The organism is Agrobacterium sp. DSM 25558 (assembly GCF_900100825.1).
In the GTDB taxonomy this organism is placed as follows: Bacteria; Pseudomonadota; Alphaproteobacteria; order Rhizobiales; family Rhizobiaceae; genus Agrobacterium.
The window spans coordinates 113,032-131,701 of sequence record NZ_FMUD01000003.1 but is presented as its reverse complement, the minus strand read 5'-3'; the positions used below and the strand labels follow the sequence as shown (position 1 = coordinate 131,701).

Annotated in this window: 20 protein-coding genes and 1 pseudogene; 4 read left to right on the top strand and 17 right to left on the bottom strand. The window is 57.0% G+C overall.

Annotation, left to right across the window (positions count from 1 at the left end; translation table 11 throughout):
• Positions 1-5: 5 nt before the first annotated feature.
• Entirely contained in the window at positions 6-1,199 is a 1,194-nt protein-coding gene (dapE, locus tag DSM25558_RS04310) for a succinyl-diaminopimelate desuccinylase (protein ID WP_077102117.1), read from the top strand.
• The gene (locus tag DSM25558_RS04305) at positions 1,186-1,782 is read left to right on the top strand and encodes a hypothetical protein (RefSeq protein WP_077102115.1); all 597 of its coding nucleotides are present in this window, start codon (positions 1,186-1,188) and stop codon (positions 1,780-1,782) included. Before dapE ends, DSM25558_RS04305 begins: the two co-directional genes overlap by 14 nt.
• 268 nt (positions 1,783-2,050) lie before the next feature.
• Here the strand turns inward: DSM25558_RS04305 and DSM25558_RS04300 are convergent.
• The 4 genes and pseudogenes from DSM25558_RS04300 to def form a co-directional block, all read right to left on the bottom strand.
• Positions 2,051-2,116 (bottom strand): annotated as a pseudogene (locus DSM25558_RS04300) (arsenate reductase (glutaredoxin)); the annotation flags it as partial.
• A complete protein-coding gene (gene truA / locus DSM25558_RS04295; RefSeq protein WP_077102113.1) occupies positions 2,094-2,900 on the bottom strand; it encodes a tRNA pseudouridine(38-40) synthase TruA in 807 nt (268 codons plus the stop codon). The gene truA and the pseudogene DSM25558_RS04300, both read right to left, overlap by 23 nt.
• Positions 2,900-3,835 (bottom strand): methionyl-tRNA formyltransferase, encoded by a 936-nt coding sequence (fmt, locus tag DSM25558_RS04290; protein WP_077102111.1) that lies wholly within the window; start codon positions 3,833-3,835, stop codon positions 2,900-2,902. Before fmt ends, truA begins: the two co-directional genes overlap by 1 nt.
• A gap of 52 nt (positions 3,836-3,887) precedes the next feature.
• Positions 3,888-4,400 carry a peptide deformylase gene (gene def / locus DSM25558_RS04285; RefSeq protein ID WP_077102342.1) on the bottom strand — a complete coding sequence of 171 codons (513 nt, stop codon included), beginning with the start codon at positions 4,398-4,400 and terminating at the stop codon, positions 3,888-3,890.
• A 144-nt stretch (positions 4,401-4,544) separates the two neighbouring features.
• Here def and DSM25558_RS04280 point away from each other — a divergent pair, with 144 nt between their 5' ends.
• Both DSM25558_RS04280 and DSM25558_RS04275 read left to right on the top strand, forming a co-directional pair.
• Positions 4,545-5,747, top strand: coding sequence for a DNA recombination protein RmuC (locus DSM25558_RS04280; protein WP_371479437.1), 1,203 nt, complete (start codon positions 4,545-4,547; stop codon positions 5,745-5,747).
• Between the two features lie 61 nt (positions 5,748-5,808).
• Entirely contained in the window at positions 5,809-6,708 is a 900-nt protein-coding gene (locus tag DSM25558_RS04275; protein ID WP_077102340.1) for a ribokinase, read from the top strand.
• A 3-nt stretch (positions 6,709-6,711) separates the two neighbouring features.
• Here the strand turns inward: DSM25558_RS04275 and DSM25558_RS04270 are convergent, their stop codons facing one another.
• The 13 genes from DSM25558_RS04270 to DSM25558_RS04210 form a co-directional block, all read right to left on the bottom strand.
• Positions 6,712-7,410, bottom strand: a complete 699-nt coding sequence (locus DSM25558_RS04270) for a tRNA (guanine(46)-N(7))-methyltransferase TrmB (protein WP_077102107.1) — start codon at positions 7,408-7,410, stop codon at positions 6,712-6,714.
• A gap of 110 nt (positions 7,411-7,520) precedes the next feature.
• The gene (gene metK, locus DSM25558_RS04265; RefSeq protein WP_077102105.1) at positions 7,521-8,786 is read right to left on the bottom strand and encodes a methionine adenosyltransferase; all 1,266 of its coding nucleotides are present in this window, start codon (positions 8,784-8,786) and stop codon (positions 7,521-7,523) included.
• 168 nt (positions 8,787-8,954) lie between these two features.
• A complete protein-coding gene (locus tag DSM25558_RS04260) occupies positions 8,955-9,374 on the bottom strand; it encodes a helix-turn-helix domain-containing protein (RefSeq protein ID WP_077102103.1) in 420 nt (139 codons plus the stop codon).
• A gap of 145 nt (positions 9,375-9,519) precedes the next feature.
• Positions 9,520-11,109, bottom strand: coding sequence for an apolipoprotein N-acyltransferase (gene lnt, locus DSM25558_RS04255; protein WP_077102101.1), 1,590 nt, complete (start codon positions 11,107-11,109; stop codon positions 9,520-9,522).
• A 203-nt stretch (positions 11,110-11,312) separates the two neighbouring features.
• Complete coding sequence (locus DSM25558_RS04250) at positions 11,313-12,449, bottom strand: hemolysin family protein (protein ID WP_077102099.1); 1,137 nt, start codon at positions 12,447-12,449, stop codon at positions 11,313-11,315.
• Between the two features lie 16 nt (positions 12,450-12,465).
• Positions 12,466-12,972, bottom strand: coding sequence for an rRNA maturation RNase YbeY (gene ybeY, locus DSM25558_RS04245; RefSeq protein ID WP_077102338.1), 507 nt, complete (start codon positions 12,970-12,972; stop codon positions 12,466-12,468).
• A gap of 8 nt (positions 12,973-12,980) precedes the next feature.
• The gene (locus DSM25558_RS04240) at positions 12,981-14,036 is read right to left on the bottom strand and encodes a PhoH family protein (RefSeq protein ID WP_077102097.1); all 1,056 of its coding nucleotides are present in this window, start codon (positions 14,034-14,036) and stop codon (positions 12,981-12,983) included.
• 21 nt (positions 14,037-14,057) lie between these two features.
• Positions 14,058-15,479 (bottom strand): tRNA (N6-isopentenyl adenosine(37)-C2)-methylthiotransferase MiaB, encoded by a 1,422-nt coding sequence (gene miaB / locus DSM25558_RS04235; RefSeq protein ID WP_077102095.1) that lies wholly within the window; start codon positions 15,477-15,479, stop codon positions 14,058-14,060.
• A 50-nt stretch (positions 15,480-15,529) separates the two neighbouring features.
• Positions 15,530-16,330, bottom strand: coding sequence for a lyso-ornithine lipid O-acyltransferase (locus DSM25558_RS04230; protein ID WP_077102093.1), 801 nt, complete (start codon positions 16,328-16,330; stop codon positions 15,530-15,532).
• Between the two features lie 32 nt (positions 16,331-16,362).
• Positions 16,363-16,743 carry a Fur family transcriptional regulator gene (locus DSM25558_RS04225; RefSeq protein WP_153366875.1) on the bottom strand — a complete coding sequence of 127 codons (381 nt, stop codon included), beginning with the start codon at positions 16,741-16,743 and terminating at the stop codon, positions 16,363-16,365.
• Positions 16,744-16,857: 114 nt separating this feature from the next.
• Positions 16,858-17,352 (bottom strand): GNAT family N-acetyltransferase, encoded by a 495-nt coding sequence (locus tag DSM25558_RS04220; protein WP_077102089.1) that lies wholly within the window; start codon positions 17,350-17,352, stop codon positions 16,858-16,860.
• 39 nt (positions 17,353-17,391) lie between these two features.
• Entirely contained in the window at positions 17,392-18,060 is a 669-nt protein-coding gene (tsaB, locus tag DSM25558_RS04215; protein ID WP_077102087.1) for a tRNA (adenosine(37)-N6)-threonylcarbamoyltransferase complex dimerization subunit type 1 TsaB, read from the bottom strand.
• Between the two features lie 18 nt (positions 18,061-18,078).
• Positions 18,079-18,642, bottom strand: a complete 564-nt coding sequence (locus DSM25558_RS04210) for a NifU family protein (protein ID WP_062451583.1) — start codon at positions 18,640-18,642, stop codon at positions 18,079-18,081.
• Between the last annotated feature and the right edge of the window lie 28 nt (positions 18,643-18,670).

Here is an 18,670-nt window from a genome sequence, read left to right as displayed (position 1 = left end):
GACCCATGCACGCCACCGATCCCGTCGCCAATCTTGCCGCCCTCATCCGTTGCCCGTCGGTGACGCCAGCAGAAGGTGGAGCGCTGACGCTGCTCGATACGCTGCTGACCCCGATCGGCTTTGCGGTGGACCGTGTCATGGCGACGGAAGAGGGAACCCCTGACGTCGAAAACCTCTATGCCCGCCTCGGCGACCACGGCCCGCATCTGATGTTTGCGGGCCATACGGATGTCGTGCCTGTGGGTGACGAGGCAGCATGGAGCCATCCACCGTTTGCGGCTGAAATCGCAGGCGGTGAGATGTTCGGGCGCGGTGCCGTCGATATGAAGGGCGGCATTGCCTGTTTTGTTGCGGCCATCGCCCGCCATATCGAAAAACATGGAAAGCCCGAGGGCTCAGTATCCTTTCTCATCACGGGCGATGAAGAGGGCCCGTCCATCAACGGCACCTCCAAGCTTCTGGAATGGGCCGCCGCCAAGGGCGAGACATGGGATGCCTGCGTGGTGGGCGAACCCACCAACCCGGATCAGTTGGGCGACATGATCAAGATCGGTCGTCGCGGCTCGCTGTCGGGCCGCATCGTGGTTCATGGCGTGCAAGGCCACGCCGCCTATCCGCATCTGGCCGACAATCCCCTTCGTGGCATGTTGCAACTGACCCAGGCGCTGATGGACCCGCCCTTCGACAACGGCACGGATAATTTCCAGCCATCCAACCTCGAAATCACGACCATCGACACAGGCAACGCGGCCACCAACGTCATCCCGTCCAAGGCGACTGCCAGCTTCAACATCCGTTTCAACGACACGTGGACGGCAGAGACGCTGCGCGCCGAAATCATCCGCCGTCTGGATGAGGCCGCCGCCGACGGCGCGCTGCGCCCTGATCGCTCGCCGGTCACATACGACATCATCTGGGCCGACCGCCCCGCCCATGTTTTCCTGACACGCAACAATGCGCTGATTTCATCGCTGTCGGGTGCGGTGGCAGAGGTCACAGGCAACGAGCCAAAGCTATCGACCACCGGCGGCACGTCGGATGCCCGTTTCATCAAGGATTATTGCCCGGTGGTAGAATTCGGCCTCGTCGGCCAGACCATGCACATGGTGGATGAGCGTGTGGCCGTCGCGGATCTCGAAACATTGACCCGCATCTACGAAGTTTTCATCGAACGCTGGTTTGACCATGCCGTCGCGTAGAGAACTCGCCCTTTACATGCGTGGCCTGTGGCTACTGTTTCTGGGTGATCCTGCCGGGGGGCGTTTGCTGGATTTGACGGATCGCGGCATGACGCGCTCGTTTTATGCGGCTCTGTGGTGCCTGCCCTCCATGGCTTTGTCCTGGTACTGGTGGCATGAGGCCTATCTGTCCGTTTTGCCGAAGGGAGTCGGCACCGGTGGCATCTTCTTTTTCCGGCTCGCTATGGTCGAGGCCATTTGCTGGATGGTACCGTTGGTCCTCATCGGCATTTTACTGGTGGCCTTGGGCTCCAAAGGAAAATTTCCAGCCATTGTAGTCGTGGCAAACTGGCTCTCCGTGCCGTTTTCCTATGGCTACGCCACACTCATCCTGATTGCGCTGCTGTTTCCGGCCTTGCAGGGGCTGGTCGCAATTCTGTGGTTTGCGCTGTTGCTGACGCTGGTGTTCACTTTCGCCCGTATCCTGAAGTTCTTTATCCGCGAACAGCCGTTGCTCGTCACGGCACTCGTCATGACGCTCCTGGTTCCCGGTATGATCTTGTCAGAAATTCTGCAACGCTTCTTAGGCGTTTATCCGAGCTGAAGACTGGGGCGTGAATCTTTTCATTATAGGCGGTGGCGGGTTTGGCTTACCCCCCTCTGTCTGCCGGACATCTCCCCCACAAGGAGGGAGATCGGCAAGCGGCACTCAAATCCCCCATCCGCAACGCTTGAGATAGTCGAGCGGGAGCCACGAGTCGATCTCCCCACCTGAGGGGGAGATGTCCGGCAGTACAGAGGGGGGTAAGCCAAACCCGCCACCGCCTGTTTTCGCCTAGCTTTTGCAAAAATCAGCGTTCAGGCACAACCTTGCGGATCATGGCCAGCGTGTTGCGCGAGGTGCCGCAGGCGGGGTTATGATAGATCGTCACCGTCATTGGTCATCTCCGGTCTTGGTTGCCGTGGCGGTATCACATCGGGATAATCGACCTGCATGAAATAGAGCCCGTCAGGCGGGGCCACAGGGCCGCAGGCCTTGCGGTCACGCGCCTCCAGCGCCGCCTTCACGTCTTCAACCGTGAGGCCGCCATCACCGGCCAGTTTCAGCGTGCCGGCAAAGGAGCGTATCTGATTGTGCAGAAAGCTCTGCGCCGTCGCGCGGATCTCGATTAGATCGCCCTCGCGCGTCACATCCAGCCGGTCGAGCGTTCTGACCGGGCTGTTGGCTTGGCAATGAACGGAGCGGAAGGTGGTGAAATCATGCCGGCCAACAAGCGTTTGGGCCGCGGCATGCATCGCTTCATGATCAAGGTCTTTCGATACCCACCACGCCCGCTTATGCTCCAGTGCCAGCCGCGATTTGCGGCAGATGATGCGGTAGAGGTAATGGCGGCGCAGTGCCGAGAAGCGCGCGTCGAAATCCTCGGTCACGGCTTCCACGTCCAGAACCGAGACAGTCTCTCCAGCCATGGCCAGATGCGCATTCAGCGCGTTGCGCAGCTTGTAAGGCTCCCAGGCACGGGTGAGATCGACATGCACGACCTGACCCTTGGCGTGTACGCCGGAATCGGTGCGGCCTGCGCCACGAAAGCTGACGACTTCCTTGGTCAGCGACAGCACGGCTGCTTCGAGCGCGCCTTGAACGGATGGACAATTGGTCTGCCGCTGCCAGCCAAAATAGGGGGAACCGTCATATTCGACGGTCATGCGGAAGCGTGGCATCAGCCGAGCCTCGTTCCAACAGCGACGGGAGTACCGCGCAGAAAATCCTGAGCCGACATCGGCTTGCCGCCCGCCTTTTGCAGACGCACCAGTCGCACCGCGCCACTGCCACAGGCGATGGTCAAGTCACCGTCCAGAACGGAGCCCGCTTCGCCCATGCCGCTCGCCAGTTCGGTTTCCAGGACCTTCACGCGCTCGGCCTTGCCGCCGATCTGCATTTCGAACCATGCGCCGGGAAAGGGCGAGAGGCCGCGAATGTGATTATGTACATCCTGGCTGGACCAAGAAAAATTGATGCGCGTCTCGGCCTTGTCGATCTTGGCGGCATAGAGAACGCACTCGTCCGACTGCGGTGTCAGCGGCAGATCGCCGTCTTCCAGCTTCAGCATCGCCTCGCGCATCAATCGCGCGCCCGCCAGCATCAGGCTGTCATGCAATTCGCCAGCGGTCATGTTCGGACCGATGGCAACCTTTGCCGTCAGTGCAACTGGACCGGTGTCCAGCCCCTTTTCCATCTGCATCACCATCATGCCGGTCTCAGTATCGCCCGCCATGATGGCACGCTGAATGGGGGCCGCGCCGCGCCAGCGTGGCAAGAGCGAGGCATGGCCGTTGTAGCAGCCAAGGCGGGTGCCGTTCAAAATGGTTTCGGGCAGCAGCAGACCATAGGCAACGACGACGGCGACGTCTGCGTTGAAGGCCTTGAATTCCGCCCTGTCTTGTTCCGCCTTGAAATTCACAGGCGTCAGAATCGGAATGCCGAGCAGTTCGGCGGCCTGGTGCACGGGCGATTTCTGGAGATCGAGCCCGCGGCGGCCACCGGGTCGGGGCGGCTGCGTGTAGACAGCGGCGATCTTATGGCCCGCATCGACCAGCGCGCGCAGGGTGGGAACGGAAAAATCCGGCGTTCCCATAAAAATGATGCGCAGTGCCATGCTCGCCCCCTGCCCTCAAAGACCTGATATGCCGACCGTAAAGTCAGGCACATCAGACTTTTGCGCGGGCCGCCTTGGTGAATTTCTTGATGACCATATCCCGTTTCAGGCGGGAAATGTGGTCGATGAACAGAACACCGTTCAGATGGTCCATTTCATGTTGCAGGCAGGTGGCCAAAAGGCCATCGGCTTCAACCGTCTGCTGTTTGCCGTCGCGGTCGATATAGGCCACCGTCAGCGAAGCCGGACGCTCTACTTCAGCGTAGTAGTCGGGAATGGACAGACAGCCCTCCTCATACGCCGACACATCGTCCGACACGTTGAGGATTTCCGGGTTGATGAAAACGACCGGCTTGCGGTCTTCATCTTCGCGCGAGATATCGATGACCAGCATGCGGCGCGGCACGCCGATCTGGATGGCGGCAAGGCCAATGCCCGGCGCATCATACATCGTGTCCAGCATATCATCGGCCAGACGCGTAATCTCGGCATCCACCTGTTCGATGGGCTTGGATTGCTGGCGCAGCAAGGGATCAGGCAAAATAATAAGAGGTTTGATCGTCATGGCTTCCCCATAACGCATCTCATCTTTGGAGGAAACAAAAAATAAAGGCCAATATTAGCGACCGCATCCGCAACAAACGCGACTCATTTACGCCCAAGAAATGTTCTTGGTTTGATCTGACGAATCACACGAAATCTGTTAGATTTGGCTATGAACATCGATCTCAATGCGCTTGGTACGACAGCTTTCAGTCTCGGCAGCCTCCAGATATCGGTTGGCGCTCTCTTGGGCATTCTCATAGCGGGCTGTCTGATCGCTGCGGCGTTCATGTGGCGCAGACCGACGGTTCCCGATCAATCCCGCGATGAAATCACCGAACTTCTGAGAACACAATCGGAACTGCATGGTCGCATCGCTGCGATGACGGAAAGCCTCAGCGCCCGCCAGAACGAGATGAGCCAGACGCTGAACGACCGGCTGGACGGCATGTCGCAGCGCATCGGCACCACCTTGACCGAGCAGACCCGCTCGACACACGAAAATCTCAGCAAGTTGCAAGAGCGCTTGGCCGTCATCGATGCGGCGCAGGGCAATATTCAGGATCTGGCCAAGGACGTCATCGGCCTTCAGGCCATCCTCAACAACAAGCAGACGCGTGGTGCCTTTGGACAGGCGCGGATGGAAGCGCTGATTGCAGACGCCCTGCCCTCCGGTGCCTACAATTTGCAGCCTACGCTTTCCAACGGTTTCCGGCCCGATTGCACCATCAGAATGCCGAACAACGCGCCGCCCCTGGTCATCGACGCAAAGTTTCCACTCGAAGCCTGGAATGCCCTGAAGGCGGATGATGCGCCGGAGGCAAAACGCGCCGCCACCCAGCAGTTTCGTCGCGACATGGAAGTGCATATTCGCGATGTCGCGGACAAATATCTGATCTCCGGTGAAACGCAGGATACCGCCTTCATCTTCGTGCCCTCTGAATCCATCTTTGCCGATATCCACCAGCATTTCGAAAATCTGGTGCAGCGCGCGCATCGCTCGCGCGTCGTCATCGTCTCGCCATCGCTGTTGATGCTCTCGGTGCAGGTCATCCAGTCGGTGCTGAAAGACCAGCGCATGCGCGAACAGGCGCACCTCATTCAAGGCGAAGTCGCGATGCTGATGGACGATGTGCGGCGTCTGGATGAGCGGACGCGCAAATTGCAGGCGCATTTCGGGCTGGTGCAGAAAGATGTGGACATGATGTTGACCTCGTCCGACAAGGTGCTGGCGCGCGGCATCAAAATAGAAAGCCTCGATTTCGCGCCCTCGCAAAAGGAAATCGCCCATCTGGAGGCCGAACAATTGCGTCGGGTCGCGGAGGTGCGCGCCGGTCCCGCCAAGTTGAGGGTGGTTGACGACGAGTGATCCACTCGGCAAAGTCGCCGCCTGTTTCGCTTTCGTTTTCGCCCTTTATGGAATGACCCGCATGATCACAGTTTTCGGCTCCATCAACATGGACCTCGTTGCCATTTCAGACCGCCTGCCAAAGCCCGGTGAAACCGTCACCGGCAAGTCGTTTTCCACGGCGGCGGGTGGCAAGGGTGCCAACCAGGCCTTGGCTGCACGACGCGCAGGGGCTACGGTGAAGATGGCGGGTGCAATCGGCGACGATGCCTTTGCGGCACCTGCTCTTACGCTGCTTCGTGATGCGCGTGCCGATCTGTCGCTGGTCAAAACCGTCGCCGTACCGACAGGTACTGCTGTGATCCTGATTGGCGAGGGCGGTGAGAACATGATCTCGGTCATTCCCGCCGCCAATGGCGAGGTATCAGAAACCGATGCTGAGCGCGCAGTGTCCGAGATGGCTGCTGGCGATATTTTGATGTTGCAGTTCGAGGTGCCAGCCGAAGCAATCGAGGCGGCGCTGAAGGCCGCCAAGGCAAAGCGGGTGACGACCATTATCAACACAGCACCGCTGACGCCGGACGCAGCACGCCTCTCGCGGCTGGCGGATATGGTCATTGCCAATGAGACCGAATTTGAATTGCTGATCGGTAAAAACAGCCTCTCCGCTGACCAGCGGGAGAAGGAGCTCGCCGCACTGCATGACGAGACCGGCCAGACCCTCATCGTCACACTCGGGGCGGAAGGCGTGATCGCCATTCGCAATGGCAAGCTCGTCAAGGCCAAGGGCCTGAAGATCGAGCCGGTTGATACGGTCGGTGCGGGTGATACGTTCTGCGGTTATCTGGCCGCAAGCCTGGATGCGGGTCTTGATTTCGAAGCAGCCCTTCGCCGCGCCGCTGTTGCAGGTTCGCTGGCGTGCACGCGTCCGGGCGCGCAGCCATCCATTCCCGTCGCATCCGAGGTGGATGCGAAAATCTGAAAATCAGGTGCGGATGAATGTGAGATAGGCGGAGCTGCGGCCCTCGCGCTTCGCCTTGTTCTCGTAACGCGTGCCCGGCCAATTATCGAATGGCGTGTTCCAATCGGCGGCTGTCTGCGCGGTCCATTCGAAACCTCCATGCCTGGCGCAATGCTGAAGCGTCCAGTTGATGTAGGTGTCGATATCGGATGCGAAGCAGAATTTGGCTCCGGGCTTCAGCACCCGGTGGAACCGCGCCAGATTGACATCGGACACAAAGCGACGCTTCCAGTGCTTCTTTTTCGGCCATGGGTCGGGATAGAGCAGATCAATATGGTCGATGCAGGCATCCGGCAGCCAATCCAGCAATTGCGTCGCATCGTCGTCATAGAGACGGATGTTCATCAACTCGCGCTCACGCACGCTGCCCAGCAGCTTTGCCATGGAGTTGACGAAAGGCTCGACGCCGATGAAGCCGGTGGCTGGATTTTCGGAGGCGCGGTGGATGAGATGTTCGCCACCGCCAAAGCCGATTTCGAGGCGGATGGTTTTCACATCAGCAGGAAACAGCGCCGCAAGATTTTTCGGTGGCCGCGTCTCAAGATCGACCTTCAGCAAAGGCAGAAGGTTTTCGATCGTATCGACCTGCTGGTTGCGCAGCGGCTTGCCTTTGCGCCGACCAAAAAACGCTTCCGTTGCGCGTGAGCGCCGCTCTTCCGTCATTTCAACACTCTCAGACAAAATGGATAACCCGCACCGCGCCTGTTCAACTGCGCTGTGCGGGTTTCAAACTTTTCAGACCGTATCTCTCAATCGGTAACGATTGACAAGCCTTATGCGGCTTTCAATGCATCCTTGAGCGGCTTGACCAGATCCAGCTTCTCCCAGGAGAAGGAGCCGTCACGGCCAGCCTTGCGACCGAAATGGCCGTAGGACGACGTCTTGGCATAGATCGGCTTGTTGAGGTCCAGATGACGACGAATGCCCGATGGCGAGAGGTCGATGACCTTGCGGATCGCGGCTTCGACTTCATCTTCGCTCAACGTACCGGTCTGGTGGAAATCGACATAAACAGACAATGGCTGCGCAACGCCGATGGCGTAGGACAGCTGGATCGTGCAGCGTTCTGCCAGTCCTGCGGCCACCACGTTCTTGGCGATGTAGCGGGCAGCATATGCTGCGGAACGGTCGACTTTCGTCGTGTCCTTGCCGGAGAATGCGCCGCCGCCGTGCGGAGCTGCACCGCCGTAAGTGTCTACGATGATCTTGCGGCCGGTCAGGCCAGCGTCACCATCAGGACCACCGATCACGAACTTGCCGGTCGGGTTGATGTACCACTGGCAATCGTCAGCGATCTTCAATTCGCCAAGCGCTTCGCGGATGTAGGGCTCCACAACGGAGCGAACCTTCTTGGAGTCCCAGCTGGCATCGAGATGCTGCGTGGAAAGCACGATGGAGACGGCTTCGGATGCCTTGCCATCGACGTAACGCACGGTCACCTGGCTCTTGGCGTCGGGGCCGAGCTTGGCTGCTTCGCCTTCGCCGCTTTTGCGGGCGGTGGCCAGAAGCTGGAGAATGCGGTGCGAATAATAGATCGGTGCCGGCATCAGGTCCGGCGTTTCCTTGCAAGCGTAACCGAACATGATGCCCTGATCGCCAGCGCCTTCGTCGCCCTGCTTGTCGGAAGCGTTATCCACGCCCTGCGCAATGTCGGCAGACTGCGGGTGCAGCAGCACGTCGATCTTGGCCGTCTTCCAGTGGAAACCGTCCTGCTCGTAGCCGATATCACGTATGGCCTTGCGGGCAGCAGCCTTGAACTTGGCGGGGTTGATGACGGGATGGCCGCTTGCGTCCTTGAACACGGAGCCGTCCTTGTCCTTTTTCAGCAGCGTATCGGGAACACGCACTTCACCGGCGATGATCACGCGGTTTGTCGTGGCAAGCGTCTCGCAAGCGATGCGCACCGTCCAGGGATCAACCCCGGTTTTAGCGGCTTCGCGGTAGATCAAATCCACGATTTCATCGGAAATGCGGTCACAAACCTTGTCAGGGTGACCTTCAGCAACGGACTCGCTGGTGAATAGGTAATTGGCACGCATGCGGGATTCCCCTCAAAGAAACGGTCATCGTTGTTAGTCACATTGCTCGAAAAAAACAAGGACACAACGACATAAATATATCTTTATATCGGAATTCCTAAATCATCCTTACGCAATAAAAAACGGCCCCGAAGGACCGTTTCAAGTTCACCGAAACTGTTTGGCGGTTTATTCCGCATCGCCTTCGGCTGCCAGCGCCTTGACGAGATCCACGATACGACGGCGAACCTTTGGATCGTTGATCTTTACAAAAGCGCGGTTCAATTGCAGGCCTTCCGATGAGGACAGAAAGTCTACCACGTAGTTGGAGCTTGAGGCTTCAGCCATGCCGGTGGCGCTAACCGTATGGTCACCCGGAGCGTCTTCAAAGAAGAAGGATACGGGAACGTTCAGAATGCCGGAGATGTTCTGCAGGCGGCTGGCGCCAACGCGGTTCGTCCCTTTTTCGTACTTCTGAATCTGCTGGAATGTAATACCCAGGCTCTCGCCCAGCTTTTCCTGGCTCATGCCAAGCATGGTGCGGCGTAGGCGGATGCGGCTCCCGACGTGAATGTCGATCGGGTTTGGCTTCTTCTTATTCTCTGTCATTGTTGTGGTCCTGACATTCGCTCTATTCGGGGTTATCGACTACACGCCTGTACCAATCCGGAACTGTAAGATTGTCGCAGCTCGGAATATATCATGTTCGTTGTGCAACCTAACAAGTTCACTATGCAATTTTAGGGGTTTTTGGTCAATTCTTCCGATTCATCAAACCCATCCGTGAGATTACCGAACACACGAGCAATAATCCAAAGAACAACCAAAAGTGTATCTGTCGCATATCTGCGGTGACCACGCCAGAGGATGAACCACTTAAAGTAGAATCGATTATTCCTTTTTGCCCGTAGTCAAGCCCTGCGACAATTTGCCCCAGAGGGTCGATTATCGCCGAAATTCCCGTATTGGCCGCGCGAATCACTGGAGCACCAGTTTCCACGGCACGGATTCTTGCCTGTTGTAGATGTTGATAAGGGCCGGGCGTGTTGCCGAACCAACCATCGTTGGTCACATTGATAATGGCTGTCGAGGTGGCGATGTCAGCCGGAACTTCACCTGGGAAAATGATTTCGTAGCAGATGAAAGAATAGAGCTTTTTGCTCGACGGCAGAGTAATCGCATTTCGCGTTGCGGCAGGTGAAAAACCGCCCGGCAAGCTAATCAGATTGTCGATACCGAAATGCCGCAGCACATTTTCAAAGGGAACATATTCGCCGAACGGAACGAGGTGGACCTTGTCTGTCGCACCAATGATCTGCCCCTCACTGTCAACAGCATAGACCGAATTATAATAGCGTGGCGCGTTGCCGGCACCTGCATCCTCCATCCGCACAGCGCCTGTCAGCAGGATTTGTCCGTCTTCCAGCGTCTTTGCGATATCTTCGAGAGCATCGGGATTTTGCGTCAGAATGAACGGCACGGATGTTTCCGGCCAGATGATGATATCGGGCCGTTTTTGGCCGGCTGAGATCGGCAGGGCTGAGAGGCGCAAATGCTCCTTGAAGATTTCCGCTCGGTCGGAATTCAGCATCTTGCGGGATTGGTCGATGCCCGGCTGAACGATTCTCACTGTGAGAGCGTCATCGGCTGGCAGCAACGGCTGGTGCATACGATAAGCGCCGTAACCAATGTGAAATGCCATCATCAGAGCTGCAATCGACAGTCCGGGCAGTAATCCCTTCCTGGTGCCCAGCAGAGCCGGACTAGAAAAGATGAACACGGCCATCATCGACATTCCAAAAATGCCGATAAGATTGGACGTCTGCATCATCAAGGGAATGGGCATCAACCCATAGCCGACGGTATTCCAGGGAAACCCCGTTAGAACGAAACTGCGCAGCCATTCGATCAGACCGAAGGAGGCCGCAAGAGCCGCGATCCGTCCCCAACCATCAGACCATAGAAGGTTTGCCAGCATGACGGCCAAGCCATAAAAAATGGCAAGACAGGCAGGCAGGCCAAGAATTGCAAGCGGTAAGGCCCAGGCGAATTCATCCGCCTCGAGAAGCAGTGCGTTGCCAAGCCACCATAGCCCCGCCACGAAATAACCGAAACCGAAAAGCCAACCAATGACGAAGGTTTTCCAGCCGCGCGACCAGGCACCACCTTCAGGGCTTCCGGTCGTACCGTCGATCAACCAGACCAGCAACGTAAAAGAGATGAAAAGTGCCGCAAAAAAGCCAACGGGCGGGAAGGCAAGTGCACCGATAGCACCTGCAAGAACAGCGGTACATACTCTCCCAAAACCACTGCTCAACATGATTTTGCCCGCCAGCCGCTCCATGCAGTATCCACCTTTTCAAGGCACCGTCCGACACGAGATACACGGGAGGCGACACCGTCTGTTTAACCGGACTTACTGTAAAAAAAAGAGCGCGTCCACAGCGTCTCGTCTGCACTTCCCTTAGCATTGGCCTGTGCTTGAAATACAAAGACCGCAGAACGAATATCCTGCGGTCTCCAAACGATAAAACACAGTCGCCTTGATCAGGCCGACGCATTATCCGCATGGCTTGACGGCGGCGGCAGAGAAAGAACCACATCGCTTGCAGCCTGAGCCGGTGCCTGATCATCCTCTCCCTCAGAGGACTGGTTTCGCACGATACGCACGCCCTTGATGCGACGGGAATCGGCATCGAGGATGTGGAACTCGAAACCGGACACCGCCCGAACGACTTCACCCTTTACCGGAATGCGGCCAAGGGCGAAGAAAATCAGACCGCCCAAGGTGTCTATTTCTTCGATATGCTCACGGACATCGAAATCGGGGCCAATGGCTTCTGCCAGTTCTGTCAGTTCGGCACGCGCATCGGCAATCAGAACACCAGGAGAAAGGCGTGAGAACATCGTCTCATCCTTGTCATGCTCGTCATCAATATCACCGATGACCATCTCCACAATGTCTTCGTGGCTTACGAGACCATCGGTTCCGCCATACTCGTCGATGACAAGTGCGAGCTGCGTGCGCTGGGCCTGCATGGTTTTCAACAGAGCCGAAGCCAGCATGGATGATGGAACGAACAAAATTTTCCGAACTAGGCCAGCTTCAGCGAGCGTTTTTTCCAGATCAACGCGGGCGAGATCAAAATTGGCACGGGGTGATTTTGCAGCTTTGGCGTCGGCGGCAGCTGTCGCACGCGAGCCTACGCGGCGTTTGTTTCGTGCCTGCTTGCCGATAAAGGACAGGAGATCGCGAATATGGATCATGCCCTTGGGGTTATCCAGCGTCTCATCGTAGACAGGCATGCGTGAGCGACCGGTTTCTTCAAACAGGATCATCGCTTCACCGACGGTCATATCCTGATCGAGCCCATCGATATCCACACGCGGGATCATGATGTCTTCGACACGGACTTCCCTGAAACGCAGGATATTGTTGAGCATCGCCCGCTCTTCGGGCGTAAACGCGGCACCGATTTCAGTGTCGGTCATCAACGCGTCGGTGATGTCTTCGCGAAGACGCTCACCATGTGAGGGCTTCAACAGCCGCGAGATGCGAGACCAGAGGGATGCTCTGGGTTTGAAGTGATATTCGGATCGTAAGGGACTACTGCCCTCCTCCGATGAGGATTGCTCCCCGGTTTCTTTGGCCTCATGTGCCGGTCGTGCAGAATTTTCGTTCATGGTCCCAAACTGTTCATCAAAGCGGCTCCTGACCCGCGTAGGGATCAGATAGACCAAGCTTCGCCAAAATGCGAGTCTCAAGCCCTTCCATTTCTTCTGCCTCTTCGGCGTCCATATGATCGTAACCGAAAAGGTGCAGAAAGCCATGCACCAGAAGATGCGTTAGATGATCCTCGAAACTCTTGTCCAGATCAAGGGCTTCTCGCTCCACTGTTTCACGTGCGATGACGATATCGCCCAACATCGGTCCCGGCATGCTGCCCGGTTCCAGCGGATAGGCCGGAAAAGATAGCACGTTTGTCGGCTTGTCCTTCTCACGCCACTCGGCGTTAATCTCCCGGATTGAGGCGTCGTCGGTAAAGACAAGGGACAGTTCCGTAGGCGTTCTTGGAAAAGGCTGTTTTTCTTCTGATTTCAAAAAATCGACGGCCGGGTCCAGGACCCGGCTCGTCAACTTGAAAAGTTCATCTTCCGATGGCCAGTTGTCGGCCTCGACGCTGATCTGAATATCGAGTGACGTCATGTCCTGCTTCAATTGCCTCTCGGAAGGCTTTCATCCGGCACAGCGGTCTGCGCTTCGTAGGCGCGGACGATACGTGCGACCATGGGGTGACGAACGACATCCACGTCCTTGAAGCGAACGACGGAGACGCCCTCGACATCCGTGAGGATTTGCAAAGCGTCTACAAGGCCTGACTTCATACCACGCGGCAAGTCGACCTGACTGGGGTCACCGGTCACGATCATGCGGCCTTTTTCGCCAAGACGCGTCAGAAACATCTTCATCTGCATCGTGGTTGTGTTCTGAGCCTCGTCAAGGATGACAACCGCGTTAGCAAGTGTGCGTCCACGCATGAAGGCCAGTGGCGCAATTTCGATCACGCCCGCCTGGATGGCACGCTCCACCTTATCGCCCGGCATCATGTCGTACAGTGCGTCGTAAAGTGGACGCAGGTAAGGATCGACTTTTTCCTTCATGTCGCCGGGAAGAAAACCCAGACGCTCACCGGCTTCGACGGCGGGGCGTGACAGGATAATGCGATCCACCGCTCCACGTTCCAGCAGTTGAGCGGCGTGTGCGACGGCGAGATAGGTTTTACCAGTGCCGGCAGGCCCTACGCCGAAGACCAGTTCTGACTGTTCCAGCGCGCGCATATAGACATCCTGCGTCGGCGTGCGGGCAGCGATTGTTTTCTTGCGGGTGGAAATCTGCGCCATGGAGATTTTGGCTTTGCGCTCCATGGTGGGAAGGATCAGCTGATCGTCCGCCGCCATGGCCATGCGAATGGCACCTTCGACGTCGGACACCTCGACTGTTCCGCCCTTCAAAAGACGTTCGTAAAGCATGTCCAGAGCGCGGCGGGCCTGATTGGTGGCAACGAGATCACCGGTTATGGCGACAGAATTGCCGCGTGGGCGCGCGTCGATATTGAGCCGCTGTTCCAGCAATTTGAGGTTTTGATCGAACTGACCGAATAGCTCTCCCGCTATCCTGTTATTCTCGAACGTGAGGACGAAGTGATTGGCGTCGGTCGCGGCTGGGCGTGGCTGGCGCGATGGGGGTGATACCAATTCGTGTGCGTTCAAGCGGTCAGGCTCCCGTCCAAGTCAGTGTCGGTCCCCACTCTCACTGTCTGCCACCTCGGCAAACAAGCTGTTTGGACCCGTTGCGGTGATTCGTACATGAACAATGTCGCCGATTTTCATGTCGTTTGCATCAAGATTCACAGATTGCAGCCAAGGAGATCGTCCTATCAACTGCCCCGGCATGCGGCCGGGCTTTTCCAGCAGCACATCCATCGTCTTTCCAACCAGAGAACCGGCAAATTCCTGCTGTTGTTTCAACAACAAAGCCTGTAGTCGCTCCAGCCGCTCGCTCTTTATCTCTTCCGGCACCTGATCGACCAAATCCGCACCGGGCGTGCCGGGACGTGTGGAATATTTGAACGAAAAGGCCTGCGCGTATTTCACCTGTTCCACGATAGCGAGCGTATCTTCGAAATCCTGATCCGTCTCGCCAGGGAAACCGACAATAAAGTCTCCAGACATGGCAATATCAGGGCGGGCTCCGCGAATCTTTTCGACAAGCCTAATATACTCTTCCGAAGTATGGCGACGGTTCATGGCTTTGAGGATTTGGTCCGAGCCGGACTGCACGGGAAGGTGAAGATAGGGCATCAAAATGCGCAGATCGCGATGTGCCCCGATCAGTTGGTCATCCATATCGCGCGGATGGCTGGTGGTGTATCTCAAACGGGCGATACCGGGAATTTCAGCCAGCCGGTACAACAACTCGGCCAGACCCCATTGTTCGCCCTTCGGCCCGGATGACCGCCATGCATTGACGTTCTGGCCCAGCAGCGTGATTTCCCGCACACCTGACTCGGCCAGTCTCGATGCTTCATCAACGATTTGCTGCACAGGCCGCGAGACTTCGGACCCACGCGTATAGGGCACCACGCAGAAGGTGCAGAACTTGTCGCACCCTTCCTGCACCGTCAAAAATGCCGTGACGCCACGCGAGCGGATTTTTGCCTTTTCCGCAACGGGCAAGTGCTCGAATTTGTCTTCGACAGCATATTCCGTTTCGATGACACGCTCTCCACCGCGCACGCGCCGCAGAGCTTCGGGTAAACGATGATAGGTCTGAGGTCCAATAACGACGTCTACGGCGGGAGCGCGACGCAAAATCTCCTCGCCTTCAGCCTGTGCAACACAACCGGCAACACCGATCACGAATTCGCGGCCCTGCTCTTCTCGGGATTTCTTCATATCCCGCAAGCGGCCAAGCGCGGAGTACACTTTTTCCGCAGCTCTTTCCCGGATGTGACAGGTGTTGAGAAGAACGAGATCTGCCTGGTCTATATCCTCGGTCGGCTCGTAACCGTCCTTCGCCAGAGCATCACCCATGCGCACGGAATCATAGACATTCATCTGACAGCCATAGGTCTTGATAAAGACCTTGCGGCTGTTTGCTCCCTCGCGAAGGGCGGATGGTGTGGCTTCTAGGCCGATCAGTTCCTGGGTCATGGCCGCTATCTAATGTTTTAAAGCGCCATATTAAACAGAAAAATGCGCAATCAGCGAGACTTTCGCCATCCGCCACGCAAACTGAAATTCAGCATGCTGCGAATAGCGGCCGTCGCGCTCGCACTCAATGTCTTGCGATTGTCGCCACGGTGGAAGGGAATCGCCACCCCGAAGGACACATCGACATCTATCGCACCGGCTTTCAGCAGACCCAAAAGCGACGGGACCAATTCCATACTTCCTGGCCATGCCGCGACGCTGCGGTGGTATCGACCCATCGCCATGCCCTGTATGCCGGTATAGGCCACCGTGACCGGTTGCACGTGGACCATCTGCCCCGGCACCTGTTCGGCTGCACTGGATGCCGCGCCGAAAAGAGATGATTTGATGGGAAGGAGCCGATTGCCGTCCGACGTCGTTCCCTCGGGAAACAGAAGAACGATTTCGCCGTCCGCAAGGCGTTGAGCGATCTCGTTGACCTGCTCACCCGCACTGCGCTTTTGATCGCGTGTGACGAAAATCGTTCTTTGCAGACGCGCCAAGACACCGAAGATCGGCCAGTCGCGCACCTCCGTTTTGGCAATGAAGACCACATCGGCTACGCTGCCTAACACCATAATATCGGTCCACGATACATGGTTGACGGCCAGAAGCAGCGGCTTGGCGCGCTCCACGGTGCCATGCACGTGGACCTTGATGCCGAGCGCATGGCAAATGATCCTGTGCCAAAGGCGTGGCAGGGAACGGCGGAGCGGCCAGTCGAAATAAAGGCTGACGAGTTGCACTGGCAACAGCACCAGCGTTACAAGCGTCAAAACGACGATGAGATAACTCATCCGCAACCACATCATCGCTTCATCTGCTCCGTGGCCCCATGTCCGGTTTAGCCATCTTCAGGCTTTAGCGGGACACCGTAGAGTTCGAGCCTGTGATCAACCAGCTTGAAGCCGTGTTCACGGGCAATCTTTTCCTGAAGCGCTTCGATTTCAGCGGAGCGAAACTCGATCACCACACTGTTTTTCAGATCGATCAGATGGTCGTGGTGCTCTTCCGGCATGGTTTCATAACGCGAGCGACCATCGCGGAAATCATGACGTTCGATGATGCCGGCATCCTCGAAAAGCTTGACCGTGCGATAGACCGTGGAAATCGAAATACGCGGATCGACAGCTGACGAGCGACGGTAAAGCTCTTCCACATCCGGATGGTCTTCGGATTGCTGCAAAACGCGGGCAATCACACGACGCTGATCGGTCATACGCATACCGCGCTCGGCACATAATTCTTCCAGCGTTTTCGAAAGGTCTATCACGTCTTCTAACTCTCAGATGCTTCCGTTGGAATGGCGCTCAAGCGCAGTGTAAATCGTTACCACGAACTAGCGAAGATCACGACGCATGACAAGCGCCGTCGATTTGGTACCATCCTTAGACGTGTAATAAGCCTTCCGTTCGGCAACCGTCTTGAAACCGAGTTTTTTGTAAAGACCGACCGCCGACACATTGCCGCCGTCTACTTCCAGAAACATGGTTTCGGCACCCCTCATGCCTGCTTCACGCATAGCCGCCTGCATCAGCCGCCAACCAAGCCCGCAACGCTCGAATTTATCACCGACGGCAACGGTGAGAATTTCGGCTTCACCGCCGGCTTCGCGCGACAGAACGAAGCCGCCCATAGGCTTGCTGAAAAACGCGTTGGTCTGGCGTGCGACGGCCCCGAAAACACTGCTTTGGCTGAGAAGGCTCGAAAACTCGCCATCATTCCAGGGGCGTGGAAACCGCGACGCGTGAAGCTGGGCAACCTCAACACAATCCCCGTAGCCCATGGTCACGATCTCGAAATAGGGTTTCCAGCTGAGGTAATCGTCAAACATCGAAAGGAATCATCCGCATCCAAACTCTGAATGGCCCTATCAGGCAACCGGACGGCGTTCCAGTGCAAATCCCGACTGAGGTTTGGCATCCGGCCCACGCAGATAGAGCGGTGCAGGTTTGGGCATGCCCTGCGGCTTTTGCGCACCCAGACGTGCAACGGTTGCAATCGCAAACCGGTCCGGCCCGGAGCCTGTTTCGCCGCCTACGAAAAGCGGTGAGGCAGAACCGATGATGGTGCCAGCAAAGCCCGCAAGTACCGCTTTCGTTTCATCCAGCGACAGGAGCGCCGCCTCGCTTAATGTCGATCCATCGGCCGCAAAGGTCTGAAGATAGGCCTCGTCACGCTTGGCATCCAGCCCGACAGCCACTGGTAGACCAGGGTTTTGCATGTGGTAATGCGCCGCGAGTGTTTCCAAAGTCGTGATGCCCACGGCCTCAATACCCAGCGAAAGCGCAAACCCACGAGCGGCGGCCACTCCCACACGAATACCGGTGAAAGACCCTGGACCGATAGTAACAGCAATCCGCTCGACATCTTTCAGCGCCAAGGAAGCCTGCTGCAAAGCACCGTCGATGATACCCATCAGCAGTTCCGCATGGCCCTTGCCGATATTTTCGGTGACTTCGCCCAGCACGACATCAGCAGCGCTGTCATAAAGGCAGGCAGAACAGTCTACACCTGACGTGTCGATAGAAAGTACGATCATGGGATAAGCCGCCTTTTATCAGACGGCCTCGACCTCTTGCACTTCAGGCACGAAGTGGCGCAGCAGGTTCTGAACACCATGCTTCAACGTTGCCGTGGATGATGGGCAACCGGAGCAGGCACCCTTCATGTTGAGAAACACGGTGCCATCACGGAAACCGCGGAAGGTGATATCGCCACCATCCTGCGCAACGGCAGGACGAACGCGGGTTTCGAGAAGTTCCTTAATGGTGGCAACGATGGTTTCATCGCCAGCTTCGAAGAACTCTTCTTCCTCGTCGGAGATTTCAGCGGCAACAGCCGTCCCCATCAGTGGGCGACCGGACATGAAATGTTCCATGATCGAGCCGAGGATGGCTGGCTTAAGGTGCTGCCATTCCGCGCCGTCCTTGCTGACGGTGATGAAATCGAAGCCGTAATAGACGCCTGTTACACCGGGAATTTCGAACAGGACTGCGGCCAGCGGCGAGGCTTGCGCCTGAGCGGCATTCAGGAATTCAGCCGTGCCACTTTCCAGAACGACTTTGCCTGGAAGAAACTTCAGCGTTGCCGGGTTCGGCGTGGATTCCGTCTGAATGAACATTGCAATCTCCTTCGGGATACGCGATCGA